The following is a 25,669-nucleotide window of genomic DNA, read 5'->3' as shown; positions in this document are numbered from 1 at the left end:
GATTAGTTAAACAATCAAAAAGGTAAATCATTTACAGGTAAACCTCCATTCGCGGGTTCAAAGTTAGTATTTTTTACGGATTCTTGCTCTGGATGTGGTTTATGATTTCCAGTTTCTTTTTTGGTTGTCAAGAAAGTAAACTCTGTAACCTGAATTTCTGTTGTATATTTTGTCGAACCGTCTTCTGCTTGCCACTGCCGTGATTTTATTCGTCCTTCGACATATATTTTATCCCCTTTCGAAAGATATTTTTCGCAAATTTCGGCCGCTTTATTGCGTACTACTAAATTATGCCATTCTGTTGATGTTATTTTTTCGTTGGTTGTTTTATTGATGTAGACCTCATTGGTAGCCAACTGAAAACGTCCGATACAATTTCCTCCATCAAAATAGTGCATTTTTACGTCATCGCCCAGGTGGCCAATTAACATAACTTTGTTTAAAGTTCCGTTCATAATTGATGTTTTTTTGGTGGTATTAATCTCAAAGATACATTATTTTAGCAATTATTTTCCTGCTTTTCAATAAAATTGTAAATTACAACAGGAAAAGGAAAAGTTTTCAAGTTGTTGATAGTCAATCCGTTCTCAATAATTTCCATGATTTTTACTTTCCAAAACTGAATGTGAAGGTGTTGGTGCGAAAGTTTGTGAATTACGGTCGCTTCATTAAACTCTTCTATACTTAATATAGTATAAGATGAAAAAATATCATTTTCAACTGCTTTTGCAACCACATCAAAGCCTATAACTTCTGTAGTTTCAAAAAGAGGAAACTCATAGAGATTGTGCCAAATCCCTTTACTGGTTCTTTTTTGAATTAGCGTGTTTCCTAAAATATCTTCTAAAATTAAATAATTAAAGAAGCGATTGGTCACTTTAATCTTTTTAGACTTTACAGGCAGGAACGCTACTTTCTTTTTTTGAAGGGCCGCACAACTATCATTAAAAACACAAACAGAACAATCCGGGCTTTTAGGTACACATTGCAAAGCACCAAACTCCATAATGGCCTGATTAAAAATAGCAGGATTATCTTGCGGCATTAATTCCTGTGCCAGAGCTGTAAATTCTTTTTTAGTTACAGGTACAGTAATATCAGATTCGATATCAAAATAACGCGAAAGCACTCTAAATACATTTCCATCAACAACAGGAACGGCTTCATTATAAGAAAAAGAGGCAATTGCTGCTGCGGTATATTCGCCAACACCTTTTAGTTTTAACAACGCTGCATAAGTCTCCGGAAAGATTCCGTTTAACTCATTTGCGACATATTGAGCCGTTTTATGCAAATTTCGGGCACGAGAATAATACCCTAATCCCTGCCAAAGTTTCAAAACCTGCTCTTCTGAGGCATTTGCCAAATCAAAAACGGTAGGAAATTCCTTTGTAAAAGCAAAAAAATAGGGTGTTCCCTGCGCAACCCGAGTCTGTTGTAACATAATTTCTGAGAGCCAAATATGGTAAGGATTGGTCGTTTTTCGCCATGGTAAATCACGTTTGTTTTGTAAATACCATTTGATCAATATGTTAGGAAAATTCATTGAAAAATACTTAGAATACAAAAGTAAATGTTTATGTAATTAAAATTTAACGAATTAGCTTGATTAATTATTTTTTTAATTCCTATATTTGCAAACTCAAAAAAATAGTACACCATTTATAAAAATAAAATAGGAAAGAAAATGACGAAAGCAGATATCGTAGCGAAAATTTCAGAGAAACTAGGTCTTGAAAAAGGAGATGTTCAAGCAACAGTAGAAACTTTTATGGAAGAAGTGAAAACTTCACTAGAAACTGGAGACAATGTTTACTTAAGAGGTTTTGGAAGTTTTATTGTAAAAACAAGAGCTGAAAAAACAGGTAGAAACATTTCTAAAAACACCACTATCAAGATTCCAGCACACAACATTCCTGCGTTTAAACCTGCAAAAGTTTTTGTAGAAGGAGTAAAAACGAATAACGAAGCAAAATAATACTATTAATTAATCATAAAATCGACACGATATGCCAAGTGGTAAGAAAAGAAAGAGACATAAGGTAGCTACTCACAAACGTAAAAAAAGAGCGAGAGCTAACCGTCACAAAAAGAAAAAGTAGTTTTAAACTACTTTTTTCTTTTTAAACGTTCATTGAAATTGAAAAAAAGACTGAAGAGAGAAAAGAAAAAAGAATATAGACAAAGTCTATTTTCTATGCTCTATTTTCTACTAATCTTCTTTTCCCCGGGTTCAATACCTGTTAAAAAAAATATTGTTTAATCCATCTGTAGATAAGATTTTAGATTTTAGATTTCAGATTCTAGATTTTTTTGTAAATCTATACTCTTGTCTCTATATTCTATTTTCTGAAAAAACAGATAAAAATTTACAGTGTGAATAAAGAATTAATCATTAGATCTAGTTCTGAAGCCGTAGATTTTGCCTTATTAAAAGATGGAAAACTAATTGAATTACACAAAGAAGAAGAGAAAAGCAACTTTCAGGTTGGTGATATTTTTATTGCCAAAATACGAAAACCCGTTGCTGGACTTAATGCTGCTTTTGTAAATGTAGGCTTCGAAAAAGATGCCTTTTTACATTATCACGATTTAGGACCTAACTTAGCTTCTCAGCTGAAATTCATAAAACTTGTAAGCGCAGGTAAAATAAAAGATTTCTCCCTAAAAACCTTTCAGTTTGAAAAAGAGATTGACAAAGATGGCATCATTACTGATATTTTAAGTGCCAATCAATCTGTTTTAGTACAAGTTGTAAAAGAACCTATATCTACCAAAGGTCCAAGGATAAGCGCTGAGCTTTCATTGGCAGGAAGATTTATTGTTCTCGTTCCGTTTTCTGACCGCGTTTCTATTTCTCAAAAAATAGAAGACAAAAAGGAAAAGGATCGTCTAAAAAAACTTGTATTATCTATCAAACCAAAAGGATTTGGTGTTATTGTTCGCACAGTAGCCGAAGGCAAAAACGTAGCCGAATTAGAAAAAGATTTGCAGAACCTGCTTGGCAGATGGACTGCAATGTGTAAAAAATTACCAACTGCTCATCATCCTTCAAAAGTATTAGGAGAGCTCAACAGAGCTTCTTCAATATTAAGAGATGTATTCAACGATACCTTTAGTGGTATCCAGATAGATGACGAAGAGTTGTACCATCAAACGAAGGAATATCTGCAAGAAATTGCACCTTCAAAACAATCGATTGTTAAGTTTTATCAATCAAATGACACTCCAATTTTCGAGAAATACAATATAGAAAGACAAATCAAAACTTCATTTGGAAGAACGGTTTCTATGAGCAAAGGCGCTTATCTTATCATCGAACACACTGAAGCTCTTCACGTTATAGACGTAAACAGCGGAAACCGTTCGAATAAAGCGACGAATCAGGAAGATACCGCCATGGAAGTAAATATGATTGCTGCCGCTGAAATTGCCAGACAACTTCGTTTGCGTGATATGGGCGGAATAATCGTTGTTGATTTTATCGATATGTCTAATCCTGAAAATAGGAAAGTTTTGTTCGACTTCTTGCGAGAAGAAATGAGCGACGATAAAGCAAAGCATAAAATCTTACCGCCTAGTAAATTTGGTTTAGTTCAGATTACCAGACAACGCGTAAGACCAGAAGTTAATATTAAAACCAGAGAAGAAGATCCAAACAATGAACATGGCGAAATTGAAGCGCCAATTTTAATCATTGATAAAATCAAATCTGATCTGGAAAGAATTTTAAAAATCCACAATGGCGTTGTGCTTAATGTACATCCTTTTGTGGCTGCATACCTCAGCAAAGGTTTTCCATCATTACGTTCAAAATGGTTTTTTGAATATAAGAAATGGGTGAAAATCATACCTCGTGACGCTTACACGTACTTAGAATATCATTTCTACGATAAAAAAGGAAATGTTATTTCAGAATAAAAATTAAAACCGCCTCTCGAAAGATTGGCGGTTTTTTTGTGCTTTTTTTTGCCACGAATTGCACATATCAACACGAATTAATTTGTGTAATTCGTGGCGAATAATTTTATTTTAGAGCAATTTCCAGCTATCCCCATTCACTTCTGTCTTTTTCCTAAAATACTTTTCTTACATTTGATAAATAAAAATTGATTTAATAAAAATGTTGCAATCAAAAAGTTCTCATTCATTTCTAAAGAAAAGCAAAACACAATATAGCTTTTTACTCTTTATTTTATTTCTATTTAATGTCTCTGCTCAAAATGACACCATTTATTTTGATCAGAATTGGAAAATCACCATTAAAGAATCTGCTGTTTATTATAGAATAAATCCCCTAAAAACAGGAACAAAAAAAGCAATAGGTTACAAAATAAAAAATATTGACTCACTATATGTCATTAAGGATTATTATTTAAAAAGCAACAAACTGCAATTTGAAGGATATTCGAAAGATAAAGAAGGCGAATATTTGGTTGGAAAAGCAAAATGGTACGATGAAAACAACAACAAATCTGATATTCGAGACTTTAACTACAACCCAAACTACAATAAGCGGGGATTTAAAATACCCGAGTGGCCAATCCTTTATTTAGGATATTCTATTGCAACAAAAAGTCAATTTACCGGCGGATTAGAGATTTGCTTAGCCTGCAAAGACGAAAACAAACTCTTTCTGGGATTAGGATATGGGATCACCAGTTATGATGGCAAATATTATGGTTTACCCGATTTGCATTTATCTTATAACATTCAGAAATCTGTTTTTATAAAAGCCGGTGGTTCAGATAAAAATGCATACGCTCTCGCTGGCCTTACATTTTTGAATATGATAGATTTAGGTTTTGGTTACTCAACATCATTTAACAGAGAAAAACCTCCGGTAATTAAAGGTTTTACTTTCGGAATTGTCTTCAGATTTACCAATAATAAAGATGTTTACGGTCATTTAAAAATGTTGTGACTATTCCCTTACAATTTCAATTTTTCTTCTAATTTCATTCCCAAAAGCATCTACAACCGTGATATAATGTATTCCTGAAGTTGGCGTAATGGGCAATTCATGAAATGTTTTTGTAGTCGCTTTATAAACATTATCAACATACCAAAACAATTCTTTATCTCTTTCAGAATAGGCTACTTTAAGGATCACAGGCTGAACTTCGCTGTTAAAATTCTTTGTTAAGTATATTTTACTATTTGTTTTTGGGTAAATAAAATCCATAGTGGTGGTTTGAGTTCCCTGACAACCTTCTTTAAACGGTGGCAAAGGCAAATACTCAATGTGTTGACTTTTATAATACCATGCCATTACCGGAGGCAAAACAAACCAATTTTTAGTTATTATATTATCAATACTCTCGCAACTGCTATTGACCTGAAATTTTTCGGCTTTATCTAAATGAATCGTTTTATGATATGGACAAACTACAGTCGACTTTCCTTTTTTAGGAACCCACTGCTTTATTTGAGGACAACCCTCTTTTGCCAAATACCCACTTAAACGGCAAACCTCGACTTGATCCAGATCTTTATAAGGAGTCTGAAACCATCTTTGTCGTGGTAATAAATTAAAAACATCAAACAAAATGGGTGCAGCGCTTGTAACTCCTGTCAGCGTTGGCCTTCCTTCTCCCGTAGCATTCCCTACCCAAATTCCTACTACATATTTCGAGTTTGTTCCTATTGCCCACGCATCTCTGTTCCCAAAACTGGTTCCGGTTTTCCAGGCAATTTTCAGCGAGCTGTCATAAAACTTCCAGGCTTCATCTCCTTCCGGCCTGTTTACTTCTTCCATTGCGTTATACGTTAACCAAATCGATCCGGCACCTATTATGTTCTTCTGATCTGTTTCTGAACCAAAATCAGGCTCAAAATCGTTCTTATAATTTAGCTCTGTAAATTCTTTAGTCCTGTATTTGCCTTGATTTTTTGTGTAATAATTTACTGTTGACGACAATCCCGCATACGTTCTGCACAAATCCCATAAGTTACTTTCGGCACCACCCAAAATGAGCGATAATCCATAATGATCCGGTGTTTTATTGATATCTCTTAATTTGAATTTTTGCAATTCTTCATAAAATTTATTCACGCCAAAATCCTGCAACATCAAAACCGCCGGAATATTGAGCGATCTCGACAAAGCCCGATGTGCAGGAACAGCTCCGTCAAAAGTTAAATTAAAATTTTGAGGGGTATAACCTGCAATTTGCGTTGGGATATCTGCTACTAAAGTGTTTGGCAATAACTCGCCATCATCTAACATTCCGGCATATAACAGAGGCTTCAAAATGCTTCCTGTACTTCTTGGTGCATCTATAATATCAACATCTTTCTGATGGTCTTTATCTGTTGGAGCATTGCCCACATAACTCATCACATTGCGATTCGAAACATCAATGACCAAAATCGCTAAATTATTTACCTCATTTTGCTTGTATTGATTGTAATAGTATCTGGCAATTTGATTCACCCTGTTCTGCAAAGCATAGTCAAGAGTCGTTTTTATACGGGTTCCTTCCTGATCTTTAGCTACACGTTGTAATAAGTGAGGTGCAATCTGAGGCAGATCATACGGTTTTTGAGGCAATGGCTCTTCAATAGCGAGTTCGTAGGTTTGCTGATCAATGATTTTTTCCTGATGAAGTTTTAATAAAAGCCTATTGCGTTTATTGCGCAATTTTATCTGATTTTTACCCGGATAAATTAAACTGGGAGCATTAGGCAAAACTGCCAGTGTAGCACTCTCTGCCCAGGATAGTTGATTGGATTGTACTCCAAAATAACGCCACGAAGCCATTTCAAGCCCTACAACATTTCCTCCAAAAGGGGCATGAGCTGCATACAACTCCAGAATTCTATTTTTAGAATACCCTAATTCTAATCGTGTTGCCAGAATAATTTCGATAAATTTCTCAAAGTACGTTCTTTCTTTTCCTTTTCTGGATAAGCGAATTACTTGTTGTGTCAATGTACTGCCACCTCTCACTACTTTTCCGGCTTTCCTGTTTTGCTTGATAGCATTTACCATTGCAACAGGATTAAAACCGGGATGTTTATAAAAATATTCATCTTCAAAGTAAACAATACACTTTTTAAATTTCTCCGGAACGCTGTCTTGTTCCGGAAAACGCCATTGTCCGTCACGAGCAATTTTAGCACCTAATAATTCTCCTTCTTTACTCTCAATAACGGTAGAATATGGTTCCTTAAACAAAGTTCGGGGTATAGAGAAATAATAAATCAGCAAGAGCAGAAATGCAATTGCTGATTTTATTTTATTATTTTTTATCCAATTTATAATGCGTTGTGAGAACGCTATTAATTTATTTTTCAATGCTGATTATTTTACCGCAAAGGCGCTAAGTTATTCGCTAAGTTCGCAAAAATTTTTGCCACAGATTAAAGGATTAAAAAAGATTTTAAAATCTGTGCTAATCTGTGTAATCTGTGGCTAAAAAACTTTATTTCACCACCTCAACCCAGAATCCTTTTGTTCTGGCAAGAAATGTATTATCATACATTGCTTCGCATTGCAATCCAGGCAAATAATAATTACCTAAATAAGATGCATTTAGTAAGATTCTAAAGACTTTAGTTTCTCTCGCTTTCATTCCAAAATAGAAATTGGTCCTGTCGTCACGAATGTCAATATAATCGGCTATATTATTTGTGGCATCACCATAATCCGTAAAACGAGTGTTTACAATTTCAAATCCCGAAGGTAGAATTTGTGATAGGGCGACATTTTGAACACTTTCGTTTCTTTGGTTTTTAATGGTAACCTCAGCAATAAACTCGGTTCCCTGGCTTATTTTCGAAACATTTATAGTTCCTCCTTTTCTATTTTTGAAGACAATAGCAGCCGAAACATCACTCTCAATCACATTTTCTTGTCCAATTGGCAATATTCCGGTATTTAAAACACGAACATAAATTGTATTGTTTTTAATATTTTTCAAAACAACACTATTTGCACCTGTCTGAACCACCAGACTTCTGTCTGCAATTGTTTTTTGAGTGCTTATTGTTTCTCCTTTTCCGTTTTTACTAAACTGGATATTAATTCCTTTAGGACCATTGCTCACGGCAAATTTAGACATAGCATACAAACAATAAGCAGTCGTTTGCGTACTCATCCACTCGTTGTTTGACATTTCTTTGGCTAGTTTTGATGCCATTGTAAATGCCTTTTGTTTTTGTCCCAAGAGCAACATTGTTTCTAAGGCCATTGCTCTGTTTCTTGTACCTGAACCATAATAGTAATAGTTGTAATCGCTGGATTCAGCATCAATACTCGTACGCAATAGTAAATTTTGTCCTGCTGATTTCTGACCTGCAAGAACATAGGCTGCTGCCAAACGCAGATTACTTTCGTTCGAAATTCCTTTTGTTTCCCTCAATCTGTTCATGGATGATAAATCTGCATTACCGGCCAAAGCCAATGTATACAATCTATAAGCCTGCGCCAGATCGTTGCCGTATTTAGGTTCAAAACGCCACTGTTTTGCCTCTTTTTGTTGATACGAAATCCATTTTGATTTGAAATTAATAGGCAAAACATATCCTTTTTTCTCTGCCTCGATCAGGAAATGTCCTGCGTATGAAGTTCCCCAATCATCAGCGATTGTGTTTCCTTGCCAGTATGACAATCCTCCGTTTGACAATTGAAAACTTCCTAATCTGGTAATTCCTGCCGTAATATTTTTTTGGATCAGTCCTTTTCGTGTTGCATCTAAATCGACAACATCATTCAAAAACAACTGTGGAAAAACAGACGAAGTGGTTTGCTCTACACATCCATGCGGGTATTGAATAAGAAATTGCAACCTGCCATTTAAATTAATGGTTGGCATAGACGAAACTTCCAGTCTTGCTTTGTTTGTTCCGGATACTCCAAAGGTTTGCCATGAAATTGTCTTGGTACTGTTTGGTGGTAAAATAATATCCGTATAGGTACTTGTTACGGGATTAGGATTGGTCATATCGATCTCTACATCATAAACTGATTTCTCACTTCCTGATGTCGCAATAACCTGAACTTTTGCAATTCCGGTTGCAGAACCAACTACCAGATTAAAATATGCCATTTTTTCGTCAGGCTGTGCAAAACTCAATCTTTGCGTTGCGCTCCCCACAACCTTTAGTCCGGCGCTTGTTTTGATTTGAATAGAAACGTTTTTAATCTTATTTTCAGTTGCAAAAACCGTTACCGGAAGTGTTACTTTTTCTGAAGGCGAAATCTTTCTTGGCAACGAAGCCAGAACCATCAAAGGGCTACGAACCGGAGTTGCTTTTTCGACACTTCCGTAAGCACTTGTATTTGCATCACCGGCAACTACCATTGTTCGAACTGAACCTATATATTTAGGCAATTTTAACTGATGTGTTTTTGTTTGTCCTTTTTCTAATTTAAACGGTCCGTAATACAATACTACAGGTTTAAAACGATTGGCTTTTTTAGCTTTTCCGCCACCTAAATCCTGATCTCCACCAATACTGAAAATCTGATTTATTTTTCCGCCATAAGCTCCAATTACATCATCATAAATATCCCAGGTTTTTACGCCCAAAGCTTCACGAACATAAAAACTATCCCATGCATTTGGGGTTTTAAAACGGGTTAGATCCAGTAAACCTTCATCTACCACTGCAATGGTATACGTCATTTCTTTGCCTGTTTTCTCTCCTACTTTTACAGTAAATGTCTGCTCCGGTTTTAGAACATCCGGCATTGAAAGTGTAGGCGCCAATATCGTGTTTTTATCTACAACTTCAATTGGCACAATACCATACATACGAATAGGCGAATCGTTTTTGGTTGAAGCATGTGGTTGTAGTAATGTTATATTAAAATACACATTTGGAGCCATTGCAGCTGTAATAGGAATTTCTACTTTGGTTTCTCCTTGTTTTGTTTTTGCCCAAAGTGTCTGCACTACTTTTGAACCATTTTCTATAGATATCAAAGCGCGGCCACCTTCACTGGAAGGAAAAGATATCTGTGCTTTTTCGCCCACTGCATAATTTTTCTTATCGGTCGAAAATACTAACATATTGGCTGTAGAAGCATCTCTGTTACGAGTTTTTCCGGACCAAATTGGCCAATCGATATTTACGGTTAATGCAGTTGCATGACCATCTGTTCCATCAGAAACACGAATTAAATAGCGTCCCCATTCTTCATCAGTCAACGATAACTGAATACTTCCTTTTCCGCTCGAATCGGTATTAACTACGTATGTTTTGTATGAAGTAGTTGCATCTGATGAATTATAATTTGATAAATTATCACTCGAAGCATCCCACCACCAACGCCAATCTACTTTAAATACTTTTACCTCCAGATTTCTTACTGCTTTTGGCCTTCCGTTTTCATCAACGGTAACAATATCAAAACGATTATTGGTTCTGGTTTCCAGCATTCCGTATTTGTTTGGTTCTGGAGATTTTATCCCTACATAAGTTTTATAAGGCGAATAAGTGGTCGAGATAACATCTGTGCTAAAATCTCCTCCTTCTTCATATACTTTTGTAATAAATGAGGCACGAAGCATTCCCGGTGCCTGACCTTGTAATTTGGGTTCGATATTTACAGAAGCTTTTCCGTTTTCATTTAATTTTCCGGAGAAAATATTAATTTCTTCTGTGCTGAATTTACGCACTAAATCATCAAAAGCAAATTTCTCATATCCTTTGAAAGTAGTCGTTTGTTGCGAAAATTTAGCCTGCATTTCTACATTCAGGTTTTTCGCAATTGCTCCGTGAAGCCATGTAACTTCAAGATTACTCGTGTTGGGATAAGACGACGAAAGTGTTTTTCTCGAGAAATTATTCTTTATTTTTAAACGATTTGGCTTGATGGTTTCAATTTTGATACTTTTATAAAACTTAGCACCACCAACACTTATCATGGCTTCCCAATTTCCTGTTGGTGCCTCTGCACTTGTTGGAACCACAAAAGAATAATGATTTAACTCGTTCGTTTTCTGAATCGTCTGATACGTTGTTTTGCCATTAGGGTCATTCAGTCTGAATTTTATAGGATGTGATTTTGGCAATTTATTTGATGCATCATTAAGGATAAACGACAAATACAAATTATCTCCGGGACGCCAAACGCCACGTTCTCCGTAAATAAAGCCTTTTAATCCTTTTTGTAAAGTCTCACCGGCAACATCAAAATTACTAACAGACAAAGAAAGCCCATCGTCGAGTTTTACATAAGTCGACTGATCTCCTAATGTAACAATAGCAAAATAGGCAAATTTATCCAGCTGAAAGGATGCAATTCCTTCACTACTTGTTGTTCCTGTAGTTATTTTTTGCTGCTGAAAAGTGTACAAATCAACTCTTGCGTTTGAAATCGGTTCTGTCGTAACGATATTATTTACAGCAAACAGGTACGATTTGTTCTCTCCTCTTTTGGCAATAACACCTAAATCTGTCGCTAAAATATTTGTTCCTATTTTGGCATTATAGTAATACGAGTTTGTACAAGGATTTTCTCTTTCTCTCCAGTCATAATCTTCATAATCTCCATAATCATCGTAAGCGTTTCCACTGTAGTTGACATCATTCTCGTCTACCTCTTCGTCATCTTGATCGTTCTCATCTGTTTCGGCCGTTTCGCATTTATACAAAGAATATTTCTTTTTATACACAAATTCTACTCTATAAATCGCTCCCGGTTCCGGCGTAATTATCTTAGATAAATCCAGGGCAAACGTATTCCATTTACTTGGGGTTATTAAGCCGCTTTCATTAAGCTTGAGGGTCGTTTTTGCAATAGGTTGTGCTACTTTTTTAAGATTCTGACTTCCGTTTAATTCGTTATACTGAAGAAATTGCAGAATATTATTTTTGTAAATCTTATACACTTTTACGTCTACAGCACTTAAGTTTACAGCTTCGAAATTCAATTTTAAATTATTTGAACTTGGCAGAATAGTTCCATTTTTAATAAAGCGGACACTTGGTTTTATTTGGTCAAAAGTAATTTTCTCGGTATAATTCGAGTCCATTTTTTTTCCGTACTGACTTTCGATTCCCTGAAAAACTTCTAATAACAGTTCGCCGGTTATAACCGGTTCCGGTGTTTCGTCCTCAACAACTTCGACTACCTCACTTGAGGCAGAATCTACTGCTACAGCCGCAGAGTCAACTACAACCACTGTAGAATCCGTTGCAACAGCTACCGGTTCTTCTACAACAACCGGAACAGGAATTTCTTTTTTGACTGCCTTTTCATTACTAAAATAAACTTTAAGCACATTTCCCTGTGTCGAAAATTTTAAATTATTCGTGTTCTGAATCGAAACCAATCCCTTAAAATCCTGCCCTTTTTCTAATGGTTCTGAAAAGTTGATTAGAACGGACTGATTGCTTCCTTCGGGAACGTCTACTTTTAGAATCTTAAATTCGTTAATGCTCGAAATAGGATAATCTAATTGTCCTTTCTGGTCAATATCAAAATCACTGCCGTCATACGCTATTTCAAGATTTGTTGCCTCAGAATAACGCTGAATACTGTCAATTATAAAATTAAATTCTTTACCGGAACCGGATTTCTTTTCGAATTTAATTTTAAGATTATTGCCTTTTTGATTGGCCGAAACTAATTTTATAGCTGTTTCAATATCAATATTATCAGCTGTTTTTAAAACACAATTTAAATATTGGTATTCTTTACTATACGACTGAATATCGTTCGTATTTATAGTAAAATCCTGCTTGATTGTTTTTACCGTAAAGTTGAATTTCGAAAGTACTGCTTCTTTCTCTTTCGGAATTGCAATAAGTTTATCCAGGTTTAAAGTAACCTGATATTCTGTTCCCGGTTTTAACTTTTTTTCAGGAATAAAAGCAAGTGTATTGCTGGAGAGCGCTACCACTTTTCCGTCTACACTTGGCGAAATGTTTAACAAATCGCTGTCTAAAACCTGATTGACTTTCCAGTCTTTTTTATCGAAAGCCAAAACTACCCGAATGTCAGATTCCGAAGAGACGATTCCTCCCGTAAAACTGACGATATACTCTTTAAATAATGAAAAATCGGAATTAAAATCGGCAGCTGATTTTCTACCGCAAGATTGAAAAATAAAAAACACACAAAACACGAGAACTAATCCTTTTGCTTTCACTTTTATTTAGAGTTATAAGGTTACAAATTAAAATCTACAGAACGTTTTAACTTTTTACAGTTAAAAGGCATAACAAGTGATATGCCAATTATTGTAGTAAATATAAAGTATTTTTCTCAATGTTTTAAGAGGAAAATTCGGTATTTGAAATTATTTTAATTTGGATATTTAGAAGGGGAAATGCCTTAAAAATCATATATTTGTATAATATAATTTTTTAATAATGGAAAGCAAAAAAATAATTTTCAGAGGCGTTAAAGAAACTTCAAGCCTTATTGCTGCTGGTAAAAAAGCGGCTCAAAAAGCTATTCGTGAAAATAAAATTTTAGGACTATCTTTTACGTTTACAAAAGGAGACAAAGTTTACAGACAAGAGGGAAATGGAAATGTTGTTTTCGTAAAACCAATTGCTCCCAGAAAACCTTTAAACATTAAAAAAGGAACAATTCTGTATGCCAAGTCCAAATAGAGCACGCATATATGCAGGTCCAAATGGTTCCGGAAAAAGTTCTCTTTATGATGCTATTAGCAAAAAATATATTTCCGGAATTTTTGTTAATGCAGATTTAATTGAGAAGCAGCTACAAACAATTGGTTTTGTTGATTTAACAGATTTTAATTTAAAAATTGACACATCAAATTTAGAGGGTTTTAAAAAATTACCTTCCAGTATTTCACTTATTAAAAAAGCCATAAGTGAGAACTATACAATTGATATAAGGGTAAAAGATAATTTCATTGTTAACAATCTAGTAAACACCAACAGTTATGAAGCTGCTTTTGCAGCTTCATTTATAAGATATTCTTTGCTTTCAGAAAAAAAAGATTTTACTTATGAAACTGTAATGAGCGATCGTCACAAATTAGACGAAATCATTCAGGCTAACAAATTAGGCTACAGGACATATCTTTATTTTATATGTACTGATGATTTTGAGAAAAACATTGAGAGAGTAAAAAACAGAGTTTTAAAAGACGGACATGATGTTAATGAAGAAAAAATAAAAAAGCGTTATTTTAAAACTCTTGATAATTTAAGTGATGCTATTAGACTTGTACACAGAGCTTATATTTTTGACAATTCAGGAAATAATTATGAATTATTAGCTGAAATTTATCAAGGAACTGCATTCAAGTTTCATACTGTATCAATTCCTCAATGGTTTGAAAAATATGTTTATAATAAATTTGAATTTTAAAAAAGTAGAAAACTTAAGTAAACTCATTAATTTTATTTTCGTCTTTCAACAAAAAAACGTTTCATTAAATCTGCGGCTTCATTCGCCATAATGCCGGAAACTACAGTCGTTTTGGGATGCAACTTTGTCCCCATGGTCATAAAACCGCGTTGTTCATCGCGTGCCCCAAAAACGATTTTAGAAATCTGACTCCAATACAAAGCTCCCGCACACATCTGGCAAGGCTCAAGAGTAACATACAAAGTACAATCTTTCAAATATTTTCCGCCCAGAAAGTTTGCAGCAGCGGTTATTGCCTGCATTTCGGCATGAGCCGTAACATCATTTAATAACTCCGTTAAATTATGACTTCTGGCAATTACTTTGTCAGCAACAACAATTATAGCTCCTACAGGAATTTCGCCTTTATCAAAAGCCATTTCAGCTTCCTGCAAAGCTTTTTTCATGAAATATTCGTCGGTAAAAGGATTTATCATAATTGCAAAAGTACAATTTTGAAATAATTTTTCCTGACTTACAACTTAAAAAGCAGCAATAAAAATATTCGTTCTTAAAGATTTTCTTTAGCTCAAAAGTTCAAATCATAAGATCTGTTTCGACCTTCGCCTTTTGGTTTCAGTATGGTCTTTTCTGTCAAATCCTGCAAATCTCTTGTTGCTGTTGCTCTTGACGTTTTAGTAATAAAAATATATTTTGTTGTGGTCATTCCGCCCTCAAAAGAAGAAACACCGTTCTCGAACATTTTCAAGACAGCTTTTATCTGTCTTTCATTCATTTCATTTTTAAACTGATCTATAAATCTACTTTTGTTTAATGTAAAAAGCACCGTTTGTTTTGCATTTTTTTGAGACTCTAAAATCAAGCTGGAAAAATAAAAGATCCAATCTGTAATTTCAAGTGTTCGTTGTACCTCTTTCAAAGATTGGTAATACTTTTTTTTATTTTGTTCTATAGTACTCGAAATACTCATTAAAACCGGACGATTTAAAGATTCCGAAAGACATTTTTCTGCAATAGCTCTGCCAATCCTGCCATTTCCGTCTTCAAAAGGATGAATACTCTCAAAATACAAATGCGAAATCGAGGTTTTAATTAATGCTTTTTTAATATCGGTTGCTTTTATTTCAAAATCATTATACCATTTAAGGAATCTTTTCATTTCAACCGGAACCTGATTGGATGGTGGAGCTTCAAAATGAACTATTTCTTTATCATACGCACCTGACACAATTTGCATGGGCTCATTTCCTGTTCGATACTCTCCCGGATTAATACGTTTCGAATATTCCATAAGAATAGAATGCCACTGGTTTATCTTAATTTCAGTCAGTTTTTCGGCATAAGAAGTACGAACCATTACCATCAACTTTCCAATTCCCTGAGCATTTTTATCTCTAATTTGACTAAAAGCATCACCAATACCTAAATTCTTCTTAATGGAAGACATTATATCTTGCCTGCTAAAAAATTCACCTTCGATTTCAGAAGTTTTAATAGCTTCTGAAATCATAAATTGTAAAATAGTTTCCTGCTGAATTTCAGATGATAAAGAATCAACAAGACCTTTTACCTCACCTGTTTCAAATGCAAAATCAATACATAATGAATCTATTACAGTATCATCATATACAAAATTTGCCCAGTTTGGTAATTGCCAATTGTACTTCATGAGGTATTTAATGCTATTAATCACCTCAAATATACTGCTTTTTTGAGGTGATTAGCATTTTTAATCGCCTCATTTATCAATTATGAACGATTTTACAGCGTTTAAAGTTCCTAAATCAATATAGGTTAAACATTCTAAAACCAAAATTTAAATTTAAAACCGTAAATTTGCTTTTTACCTTACAATGAAAAGCAACTTACTTTCAAACATCAATAATCCGGCCGATTTACGCTTAATTCCTGAAGCGCAACTCCCACAGGTTGCACAAGAATTACGTGATTTTATTATCGATGTGATTTCTGTAAAAGAAGGACATTTAGGATCTAGTTTAGGTGTAATCGAATTGACGATTGCTTTGCATTATGTCTTTAATACTCCCGAAGATTTATTGGTTTGGGATGTTGGCCATCAGGCTTACGGACATAAAATTCTGACCGAAAGGAGAGAAATTTTTCATACCAACAGGCAAATTGACGGGATTTCGGGATTTCCTAAAAGAACCGAAAGTGTTTACGATACTTTTGGTGTAGGGCATTCATCGACTTCTATTTCTGCTGCTTTGGGAATGGCAATTGCTTCTAAGCTAAAAGGCGATTTCGACAAACAACATATTGCGGTTATTGGTGATGCATCGATAGCATCCGGAATGGCTTTTGAGGGCTTGAATCATGCTGGCGTAACAGATGCCAACTTACTGGTTATTCTCAACGATAATGCTATTGGGATTGACCCTAGTGTTGGCGCTCTTAAAAAATATCTTACTGCAGTAAAAGAAGGAAAAAATCCAAAGAAAAATAATATGATCAAGTCTTTGAATTTTGATTATTCGGGACCAATTGACGGTCACGATCTTCCTACTTTAATCAAAGAATTAAACAGATTAAAAAATATAAAAGGTCCCAAATTTCTTCATATTGTAACTACAAAAGGCAAAGGTTTACAGCAAGCAGAAGAAAATCAGGTAAAATACCATGCGCCCGGAAAATTCGATGCTTCAACAGGAGAAATTATTTTAAAATCGGAAGAAAATTTACCTCCTAAATTTCAGGATGTTTTTGGTTTAACCATTTTAGATTTAGCCAGAAAAAACAAAAAAATTATCGGAATCACACCCGCGATGCCATCAGGGAGTTCTCTGAAATTTATGATGGACGAAATTCCGGAACGTGCTTTTGATGTTGGTATTGCAGAGCAGCATGCCGTAACGCTTGCTGCCGGAATGGCAACGCAAGGTATGATTGTATATTGCACTATATATTCGACTTTCCTACAGCGTGCCTACGATCAGGTAATTCATGATGTGGCACTACAAAACTTACCCGTTATTTTTTGTCTGGACAGAGCCGGTTTGGTTGGCGAAGATGGCGCAACTCATCATGGTGTGTTTGATATTGCTTATTTAAGAGTAATTCCTAACCTAATTCTTTATGCGCCAATCAACGAAATTGCCTTGCAAAACATTTTATATACGGCTCAATTGGGCTTAAATAGTCCTATTGCAATTCGATATCCAAGAGGTCGGGGCGTTCTGCCAAATTGGGAAGTAGAAAATTTCGGACATTATGAAAAAATTAAAATTGGGGTAGCCAACTGCTTAAAAGAAGGTACAAAAACAGCCGTTTTGTCTACCGGAACGATTGGAAATAATGTGATTTTAGCCCTTAGGGAAGCAAAGAATCCGGAGACTATTGCTCATTATGACTTTCCTTTTATCAAGCCACTGGATAACAATGCATTAACTGATATTTTCTCTGCTTACAGTAAGATAATTACTATCGAAGACGGAGCCATAAATGGTGGTTTTGGAAGTGCTATTCTAGAGTTTGCGGCATTAAATAATTTTAAAAATAAGGTTGTAGTTTTGGGCATTCCGGACATGTTTATTGAGCACGGAACAGTAACTCAATTACAACAATTGTGCAATATAGACGTTAAAAGTTTGGTAAATCTTTTTTCAAACGATACAAAATAATTATTTTGCACTACCAAAAAAAACTAAATTCATAATGAAATTATTGCGTTCTACCCTTTTGCTCCTACTGCTTTTGTGTACATCACATAACTTTGCTCAAATTATACAAACCACTTTAGCCCCAAACGAATTACCTCCGCCACCTTCTAACTGGACTAAGAAAAATCAATTGGGATTTGACATTTCTGAAATTGCTTTTGTGAATTGGAGTGCTGGGGGAACAAGTTCAATTTCCGGATTGTTTAAAGGCGAATTTAACAGAACTTATATCAAAGGAAATCATAAATGGGTCAATGAACTTATTGTAAAATATGGTTTAAACAAACAAGACGGTACTGAACTTAGAAAAACAGATGACGCTCTTATGATGAATTCAACTTACGGATTCAGAAAAGACACATTATCGAATTGGTATTACTCGGCTAAATTTAATTTCAATACTCAATTTACAGACGGTTATAATTATCCTAACAGAGATATCGCGATCTCTAAACCTTTTGCACCGGCGTACGTATTTTTGGGAGCTGGAGCTGAAAACTCAGACAAAAAGAAAAACAGAACATTTTACTTCTCTCCTATTACCTTAAAAACAACTTTGGTTTTAGATCAGACTTTAGCCAATCAGGGATCTTTTGGTGTTAAAAAAGCCATTTATGCTCCTGATCCTCTTGATCCTAATTCGCAAATTCTAATTGAAAACGGACAGAAAGTAAAGGCAGAATTTGGTATTTTGTTAACCGCATACATGAAAAGTGAGATCTACAAAAATATTTTTTACGAAAACAGATTAAGTTTATATACCGATTATCTGAATAAGTTTGGAAATGTCGACGTTGATTATGACACACGATTAGATCTTGTCGTAAATGCTTATGTAAAAGCAAATATTGGTATTCATTTGGTTTATGATGATGATATCAAAACCAAAATAGATGTCGTAGACCCGGTTACAGGATCAACATCTCAGGTCAACAATGGCCCAAGAGCCCAGCTAAGACAGGTATTAGGCGTGGGTCTGGTATATGCTTTTCAATAATAAATTATCTCTCCTCTATTGAGAGCATAAAAAAGACCCCATAAAAATAATGTTTTTATGGGGTCTTTTTTTGGGTGAATGTGAGATTGACTTAATTCTTTTTTCTTCCGTTTATTGTTTCAAATAATTCTAACGCATTTCCGTCTGTCAAAAGCGAAACATAATGGCAAATATGGAGCAAACGCTCGTATAAATTATCTTTCTCTAATTGATGTTTTTCCGGTAACATTTTCAGAATCAATTTATCGTAGTTCGAAGCAATTCCGTCATATTTATTATTAAAAGCTGTTATAAATTTATCCAATAAAGTCTGAATGATTTCATAACCCACAATTTCTTTCTCGATAACCTCACGGCTTTGGTAGATTTTATCAACGCTTAAATTGATAATATCATTCATCTGTGCTTTGTATTTACTTTTGTCGGTTAATGCAAAAGGAAATTTTCCGGTAAGAATAGCTTCTTCATTTTCAACAAAAACATTTACGGCATCATTGATTAATGTTCCAATTGCCAAAGCGCGCAAATAACTAATTCGATCTTCTTTTGTCGTTAAGGTCTTGTATTTGGCAACTCCAATATTGTCTTTTACGAGTTTTATTAAATATTCTAAGGCATAATCTTCAGAGACTAAACCTAAATTTATACCATCTTCGAAGTCAATAATGGTGTAGCAAATATCATCTGCGGCTTCAACCAGATAGGCCAAAGGATGTCTTTCAAAACCAATATCATCTCCAGATTTATTGGCAATCATTCCCATATCCTTAGCTACTTCTTCAAAAAAAGATTTATCTGTCTGAAAGAAACCATATTTTTTATCGGCAATATCATTGGTTGGTTTTTTGGGTAAGCTCTCTTTTGGATATTTCATAAAAGCACCTAAAGTAGCGTACGAAATTCGAAGTCCGCCCTCGATTCCCGGGCGACTTGCCGTAAGAACTGAAAATCCGTTTGCGTTTCCTTCAAAATCAATTAAATCCTGCCATTGTTTGGCTGTCAATTGGTCTTTATATTTTACTCCTTTACCAATAGAGAAATACTCTCCAATTGCTTTTTCGCCAGAATGCCCAAAAGGCGGATTCCCAATATCGTGTGCCAAAGACGCTGCTGCTACAATAGCACCAAAATCATTCATGTGATAACCGTGAACTTCTTTTAAATGAGGATATTTTTCTATGATTTTTTTCCCAACCAAACGTCCCAGAGAACGTCCCACCACTGAGACTTCTAAACTATGCGTTAGTCTGGTGTGCACAAAATCTGTTTTTGAAAGCGGAATAACCTGTGTTTTATCCTGTAAGGATCTAAATGCAGCCGAAAAAATAATTCTATCATAATCAACCTCAAAACCTAGTCGGGTATCATCTTGTTCTACACGTAATCTTTTGCTAGTATCGCCTTGGCGTTTGAGTGATAAAAGTTGTTCCCAGTTCATTTTTAATTTTAGATTGTAGATTAACGATTTCAGAGTGATGGTCTAAAACGTCAAAAATACATTTTATTTTAGGATTTCATTCAAACAAAACAGACTATCCCTTTATAAATTAAAAGATAAATATTGGTACATTCCCATTATTATTTTAAAACACACTGTTTATTTGAGGATTACATTTTTAAAATATTTTTTAAAAATAGCCAATGCCTCAGATTTACTTTCTGCTGTTGGCGGAGGGGTATCTTTTAGTAGATACGGCATATTAAGCAATTCCCATTTTTGAGCTCCCAGTTGGTGAAAAGGAATAATTTCTACCCGCTCGACCGTTTTGTAATGCGCAAAATGTTGTCCCCACTCTTCGAGATACTCCGGTTGATCTGTCCAACCCGGAACTAGTACATACCTGAGCCACATGGGCTTTCCGGTCGATTCTCTGTAAGCGGCAACATCCAGCGTGTTTTTGTTGGTCAAACCGGTTAGTTTATGGTGTATCTTGTCGTTGATGTGTTTTACATCCAACAATAATATATCAGTATTATCAAAAAGTTCCTGAGCCTGATGATTGTTTAATCTTCCGTTGCTGTCCAGACACGTGTTGATTCCCTGTGCATGAAGTAGCTTAAAAAAATGAATTAATTTATTTCTTTGAAGCAATGGTTCGCCACCGGAAACTGTAACTCCCCCAGTTGTACCAAAATAACTTTTTTGACGAACGGCTCTTTTTACCAATTCTTCTATTTCGACCAACGATCCTCCCCTGACATCAAGTGTATCGGGATTCTGGCAGTATAAACATCTAAACTGGCATCCTTGTACAAACACTACCATCCTAATTCCCGGCCCGTCATGGGTACCAAATGTTTCCAGAGAGTGTATTCTTAAATGGTCGGGGTCATCAAGGTTTAGTTTGGTGGCTTCAATATCTTGTAATTGAAAATACATAGTTTGTTGAATGATTTTTTGAATAAATAAAAATAGGCTGGCTAAGATAGCCAGCCTATTATAACTTTGCATTTAGCTTATTTTACATGGCTTCATGAAAAGTACGCGCTATAACTTCCAGCTGATGCGCTCTTGATAATCTCACAAAATTAACGGCATAACCCGAAACTCTTATAGTCAATTGCGGATGATTTTCAGGATGATTATAAGCATCTTGAAGGGTTTCGCGATTTAGTACATTTACATTTAAGTGATGTGCCATTTGTTCAAAATAACCATCCAGAACATTTACCAAATTGGTTACTTGCTCTTCTTTTGTATCTCCTAATGATTTTGGAACCATCGAGAATGTATTCGAGATACCGTCTTGTGCATCCTTGTAATCCAGTTTTGCAACAGAATTTAATGACGCAATTGCTCCGCTGGAATCACGTCCATGCATTGGGTTTGCGCCTGGTGCAAAAGACTCACCATCTTTACGTCCGTCAGGAGTAGCACCGGTATTGGTTCCGTACATTACATTAGACGTAATGGTTAACAATGAAAGTGTTGGTGTAGCACTTTTATAAGCTTCATGTTTTCTTAGTTCTTTGATAAAGAAAGAAGTAATTTCCTGTGCAATGGCATCTACCCTGTCATCATCATTACCAAACTTAGGATAATCGCCTTCTATCTTAAAATCTACCGTAAGCCCGTTTTCATCTCGTATTGGTTTTACTTTGGCATATTTTATGGCTGATAATGAATCTGCAATTATCGAAATTCCTGCTGCTCCGTAAGCAATATCAACATGTGGATCAGAGTCGATCATTGCCATTTGTGCTCTTTCATAATAGTACTTGTCATGCATATAATGAATTACATACATTGACTTGGCATATACTCGCGCCAGTTCTTTCAGTGTACGTTTAAAGACATTACTTACTACATTATAGTCTAATATCTCATCTTCTATTTTTGGAATATCTTTCATGATCAACACTCCGCCACGTTCTTCTCTTCCTCCGTTTAGTGCTATTAATAATGCTTTAGGCAGATTGGCACGTGCGCCAAAATGCTGAATCGATTTACCAATTTCCTGATGAGAAACACAACAAGCAATTCCGTAATCATCAGATCCTCTTGTAGTTCTCATTAAATCATCATTTTCATATTGAATCGAAGAGGTATCAATCGAAACTTGTGCACAGAAATTTTTAAATCCGTCAGGAAGATCTTCTGACCATAAAACGGTTAGATTGGGCTCTGGAGAGGCTCCCAAATTATATAAGGTCTGTAAAAATCTAAAAGATGTTTTGGTAACTTTTGTTCTGCCGTCATTAAACATTCCTCCTATACATTCTGTTACCCAGGTTGGGTCTCCACCAAATATTTCATCATAAGCACCGGGTCTTAAATGGCGCACCATTCGCAACTTCATCACAAATTGATCGACTAATTCTTGTGCTTCAAATTCTGAGATTAATCCTTCTTCAAGATCTCTGTGCAAATAAATATCCAGAAAAGACGATACGTTGCCTAATGACATTGCTGCTCCATCTTGTTCTTTTACAGCGGCTAGATAAGCAAAATATACCCATTGTACTGCTTCTTTTGCATTTTGTGCCGGATGCGAAATATCAAATCCATAATCTGCTGCCATTTTAAGCATATCTTGTAATGCGCTTATTTGAGCCGAAATTTCTTCACGCAAGCGAACTTTGTGTTCTGTCATTGCACCGGATACCTTATTATGATCTTCTTTTTTGAACTTAATAAGCTGATCGATACCGTATAAAGCCAGACGACGGAAATCGCCAATGATTCGTCCGCGCGCATAGTTATCCGGTAAACCGGTTAATATATGTTTAGAACGATAATCTCTTATTTCTTTATCATAAGCATCAAAAACTTTCTCGTTATGATTTTTAGCATAATTAAAAATATCTATCACACGATCTGATACTTTCAATCCTCTTTCGTTTACAGCAGATTCAACCAGTTTGATCCCTCCAAAGGGTTTCATGGCTCTCTTGAGTAACTGATCTGTTTGCAAACCTACAATCACTTCATCTTCTTTATTAATATAGCCTGGTTTGAATGCATTTATTGTTGAAATAGTTTCTACATCTACTGCCAAACATCCGTTATTTGCTCGTTCTTTTAATAAAGCTTCCTTACAAATATTCCACAAGTTTGTAGTTTTTAGCGATGGTCCGGATAAAAAAGACGAATTGCCTTCATAGGGCGTAATATTCTTTATTACAAAGTCCTGAACATTTACTGAGGATCCCCATTTGCCGGGTGTAAAGACCATTTTTTCGACACTTACTTTCATAACTAATTAATTTTAATGTATTTATACAAGTAAATTTCATCACTTTTTTCATACAAAAACATGATAATAATCAGCAAGGGGATTATTTATAAAATAAATTTATTTTCCGTAAGTAAGTTTAGATTTCACCAATAAGCACATGATGGCAGTACCACTTAATAGTGCTGCAAACAAATAAAATATTACGGTATAATCGCTTGTAAGCGAAAGCAATCCGGGACCAACAAAAGCAGCTACAGACCACGCTATTAGTATAAAACCAAAAGGGGCACTCATTTTGCCTGACCCATAAATATCTTTGACAAAAGCGGGCATAGTGGCAAACGCTCCTCCATAACAGCTGATAATAATAAAAATCAGTATTTGAAATAAAAGCGGATTATTGGTCTGACTTAAAACCAGAAAACAACAGGCTCCAATTGCAAAAAATAAGAAGAAGGTTGACCATCGACCAATTTTATCAGAGATGCTGGACCAAAACAATCTTCCAAATCCGTTAAAAAAACCAATGAATGCAACAAAATTAATGGCTTGCCGATCTGTAATATGAATAATTTCTTTTGCCATTGGTGCTGCAATCGAGATTAATGCAATACCACAAGTCGTGTTTAAGAACAACATGAGCCAAAGGCTGTAAAAGCGAACATCCTTTAATAACTCTCTTAAAGGTATAGAACTGTTCGTTACCGAATTTTCTATCTGAGGATCAGCAACAGGAAGCCACAAGCATAATGATGCTAAAGTCATTAGTATAAAATAAGCACTCCCTAACCAATAAAAAGTACCTGAAACACCAAATAAGTCTACCAATGGCAAAATAAGCCGTGAGGCAATTACAGATCCTAAGGCAAAGGACATAATGACGAGTCCGCCCGCGAAACCCGGTTTTTCAGGAAACCATTTTACAACAACCCAAATGGGTGTAATGTATCCAAATCCCAAACCTATACCGCTTATAACACCGTAGCATAAATAAAATAGCGGCAATGATTTTGCAGCAATGGCAAATCCGCTGCCTATTAATCCAATACCAAAAAATAAGGCTGCAAGCAATCCCGCTTTTTTGGGTCCTGTTTTGCGAACAAACTTTTGCATAAAAGCAGCTGTAAGACCCAGGAAACAAATGGCTAAACTAAAGGAAAGTTTCAGCTGGTTGCCATCCCAGCCGTTTAGTGCATAAATGGGATTTATCCAGACACTGTAAGCATAAATAGAGCCTATTGATAATTGCAACAACATTCCTGCCGCTGCAACTACCCATTTATTTTTCTTTATCATAAGTAGATACAATTAGTATGTATCTTACAAATGTAAAAGCCTAAACTTACAAAAAAGGTGATTTTTATCGTGTTTTAAAATCCCCGGTATTGTTATATAATAAGACGATTTTTTTAAAACTCCAGCGCTGTACTGTGTTTAATCTCTCCCATTACAAAAATACTGTTTGTATTCCCGATGTTTTCGATTGTAGACAATTTGTTCATTACAAAATCCTGATAACTAGCCATATCCTGAACAAGAATTTTAAGCATAAAATCATAATCGCCTGCAATATTATAACATTCTATAATTTCTGGAAGTGCAACAATATCTTTTACAAAATTGCTCCCCACATTTTTTGCATGTTCTTTTAAGCGAACATTGCAAAAAACAATCATACCGCGATTCATTTTTTTCTTGTCCAGCAACGCCACATATTTTGTAATATAGCCGTCTCTTTCTAATCTTTTTATACGCTCGTAAACGGGCGTAACGGTCAGAAATAATTTACTTGCAAGGTCTTTTGTGTTGATATTTGAGTTCTCTTGCAGGTATTTCAAAATCAGTAAATCGGTTTTGTCGAGATTTTCCATAGTGTTTTTTACGGCTAAAGTTCTTTTTAAAAGCTTTTATCAGTAATATAATCTTCAAAACATTCGTTTATAAACACTATTTACTTAAATAACAGTCAAATATAAGTTATAAAACCTAAAACAATAAATTTGTTCAG

Annotated in this window: 18 protein-coding genes; 7 read left to right on the top strand and 11 right to left on the bottom strand. The window is 35.1% G+C overall.

Features of this window, described 5'->3' with window-relative positions; genetic code table 11:
• Positions 1-14: 14 nt before the first annotated feature.
• On the bottom strand, positions 15-455 hold the full coding sequence (locus B0A64_RS02275; RefSeq protein ID WP_089477904.1) for a single-stranded DNA-binding protein: 441 nt from the start codon (positions 453-455) through the stop codon (positions 15-17).
• Between the two features lie 44 nt (positions 456-499).
• Positions 500-1,546 carry an A/G-specific adenine glycosylase gene (gene mutY, locus B0A64_RS02270; RefSeq protein WP_089477903.1) on the bottom strand — a complete coding sequence of 349 codons (1,047 nt, stop codon included), beginning with the start codon at positions 1,544-1,546 and terminating at the stop codon, positions 500-502.
• A gap of 141 nt (positions 1,547-1,687) precedes the next feature.
• On the opposite strand from mutY, the gene B0A64_RS02265 reads away from it, so the two are divergent.
• From B0A64_RS02265 to B0A64_RS02255, 3 genes are all read left to right on the top strand, one after another.
• Positions 1,688-1,978, top strand: coding sequence for an HU family DNA-binding protein (locus B0A64_RS02265; protein WP_007805026.1), 291 nt, complete (start codon positions 1,688-1,690; stop codon positions 1,976-1,978).
• 398 nt (positions 1,979-2,376) lie between these two features.
• The gene (locus tag B0A64_RS02260; protein ID WP_089477902.1) at positions 2,377-3,921 is read left to right on the top strand and encodes an Rne/Rng family ribonuclease; all 1,545 of its coding nucleotides are present in this window, start codon (positions 2,377-2,379) and stop codon (positions 3,919-3,921) included.
• 202 nt (positions 3,922-4,123) lie between these two features.
• Positions 4,124-4,924: a hypothetical protein gene (locus B0A64_RS02255; protein ID WP_089477901.1), complete on the top strand. Its 801-nt coding sequence runs from the start codon at positions 4,124-4,126 to the stop codon at positions 4,922-4,924.
• Here B0A64_RS02255 and pbpC read toward each other — a convergent pair whose 3' ends face one another.
• Both pbpC and B0A64_RS02245 read right to left on the bottom strand, forming a co-directional pair.
• Complete coding sequence (pbpC, locus tag B0A64_RS02250) at positions 4,925-7,300, bottom strand: penicillin-binding protein 1C (protein WP_089477900.1); 2,376 nt, start codon at positions 7,298-7,300, stop codon at positions 4,925-4,927.
• Positions 7,301-7,427: 127 nt separating this feature from the next.
• On the bottom strand, positions 7,428-13,106 hold the full coding sequence (locus tag B0A64_RS02245) for an alpha-2-macroglobulin family protein (RefSeq protein ID WP_089477899.1): 5,679 nt from the start codon (positions 13,104-13,106) through the stop codon (positions 7,428-7,430).
• Between the two features lie 223 nt (positions 13,107-13,329).
• Between B0A64_RS02245 and B0A64_RS02240 the strand changes: the two genes are divergently transcribed.
• Together B0A64_RS02240 and B0A64_RS02235 are read left to right on the top strand one after the other, a co-directional pair.
• Positions 13,330-13,575 carry a hypothetical protein gene (locus tag B0A64_RS02240; protein WP_089477898.1) on the top strand — a complete coding sequence of 82 codons (246 nt, stop codon included), beginning with the start codon at positions 13,330-13,332 and terminating at the stop codon, positions 13,573-13,575.
• Entirely contained in the window at positions 13,559-14,305 is a 747-nt protein-coding gene (locus B0A64_RS02235; protein ID WP_089477897.1) for a zeta toxin family protein, read from the top strand. The genes B0A64_RS02240 and B0A64_RS02235 overlap by 17 nt, the downstream gene beginning before the upstream one ends.
• 32 nt (positions 14,306-14,337) lie before the next feature.
• Here B0A64_RS02235 and B0A64_RS02230 read toward each other — a convergent pair whose 3' ends face one another.
• Both B0A64_RS02230 and B0A64_RS02225 read right to left on the bottom strand, forming a co-directional pair.
• Positions 14,338-14,781, bottom strand: a complete 444-nt coding sequence (locus tag B0A64_RS02230) for a nucleoside deaminase (RefSeq protein WP_089477896.1) — start codon at positions 14,779-14,781, stop codon at positions 14,338-14,340.
• 92 nt (positions 14,782-14,873) lie between these two features.
• Entirely contained in the window at positions 14,874-15,974 is a 1,101-nt protein-coding gene (locus tag B0A64_RS02225) for a Fic family protein (protein WP_089477895.1), read from the bottom strand.
• A 184-nt stretch (positions 15,975-16,158) separates the two neighbouring features.
• Between B0A64_RS02225 and B0A64_RS02220 the strand changes: the two genes are divergently transcribed.
• Together B0A64_RS02220 and B0A64_RS02215 are read left to right on the top strand one after the other, a co-directional pair.
• On the top strand, positions 16,159-17,946 hold the full coding sequence (locus B0A64_RS02220) for a 1-deoxy-D-xylulose-5-phosphate synthase (protein WP_089477894.1): 1,788 nt from the start codon (positions 16,159-16,161) through the stop codon (positions 17,944-17,946).
• Between the two features lie 34 nt (positions 17,947-17,980).
• Positions 17,981-18,982 carry a DUF3078 domain-containing protein gene (locus tag B0A64_RS02215; protein WP_089477893.1) on the top strand — a complete coding sequence of 334 codons (1,002 nt, stop codon included), beginning with the start codon at positions 17,981-17,983 and terminating at the stop codon, positions 18,980-18,982.
• A 91-nt stretch (positions 18,983-19,073) separates the two neighbouring features.
• Here B0A64_RS02215 and B0A64_RS02210 read toward each other — a convergent pair whose 3' ends face one another.
• The 5 genes from B0A64_RS02210 to B0A64_RS02190 all read right to left on the bottom strand — a co-directional run bounded on the left by B0A64_RS02210 (position 19,074) and on the right by B0A64_RS02190 (position 25,532).
• Positions 19,074-20,420 carry a deoxyguanosinetriphosphate triphosphohydrolase gene (locus B0A64_RS02210; protein WP_089477892.1) on the bottom strand — a complete coding sequence of 449 codons (1,347 nt, stop codon included), beginning with the start codon at positions 20,418-20,420 and terminating at the stop codon, positions 19,074-19,076.
• Between the two features lie 159 nt (positions 20,421-20,579).
• Complete coding sequence (gene pflA, locus B0A64_RS02205) at positions 20,580-21,362, bottom strand: pyruvate formate-lyase-activating protein (RefSeq protein ID WP_089477946.1); 783 nt, start codon at positions 21,360-21,362, stop codon at positions 20,580-20,582.
• 82 nt (positions 21,363-21,444) lie between these two features.
• Positions 21,445-23,679: a formate C-acetyltransferase gene (pflB, locus tag B0A64_RS02200; RefSeq protein ID WP_089477891.1), complete on the bottom strand. Its 2,235-nt coding sequence runs from the start codon at positions 23,677-23,679 to the stop codon at positions 21,445-21,447.
• Between the two features lie 99 nt (positions 23,680-23,778).
• Complete coding sequence (locus B0A64_RS02195; RefSeq protein ID WP_089477890.1) at positions 23,779-24,957, bottom strand: L-lactate MFS transporter; 1,179 nt, start codon at positions 24,955-24,957, stop codon at positions 23,779-23,781.
• Between the two features lie 113 nt (positions 24,958-25,070).
• On the bottom strand, positions 25,071-25,532 hold the full coding sequence (locus B0A64_RS02190) for an Lrp/AsnC family transcriptional regulator (RefSeq protein WP_089477889.1): 462 nt from the start codon (positions 25,530-25,532) through the stop codon (positions 25,071-25,073).
• Between the last annotated feature and the right edge of the window lie 137 nt (positions 25,533-25,669).

The sequence above is a fragment of the Flavobacterium araucananum genome (assembly GCF_002222055.1).
Taxonomy (GTDB): domain Bacteria; phylum Bacteroidota; class Bacteroidia; order Flavobacteriales; family Flavobacteriaceae; genus Flavobacterium; species Flavobacterium araucananum.
This window is presented reverse-complemented; position numbering and strand designations above follow the sequence as displayed.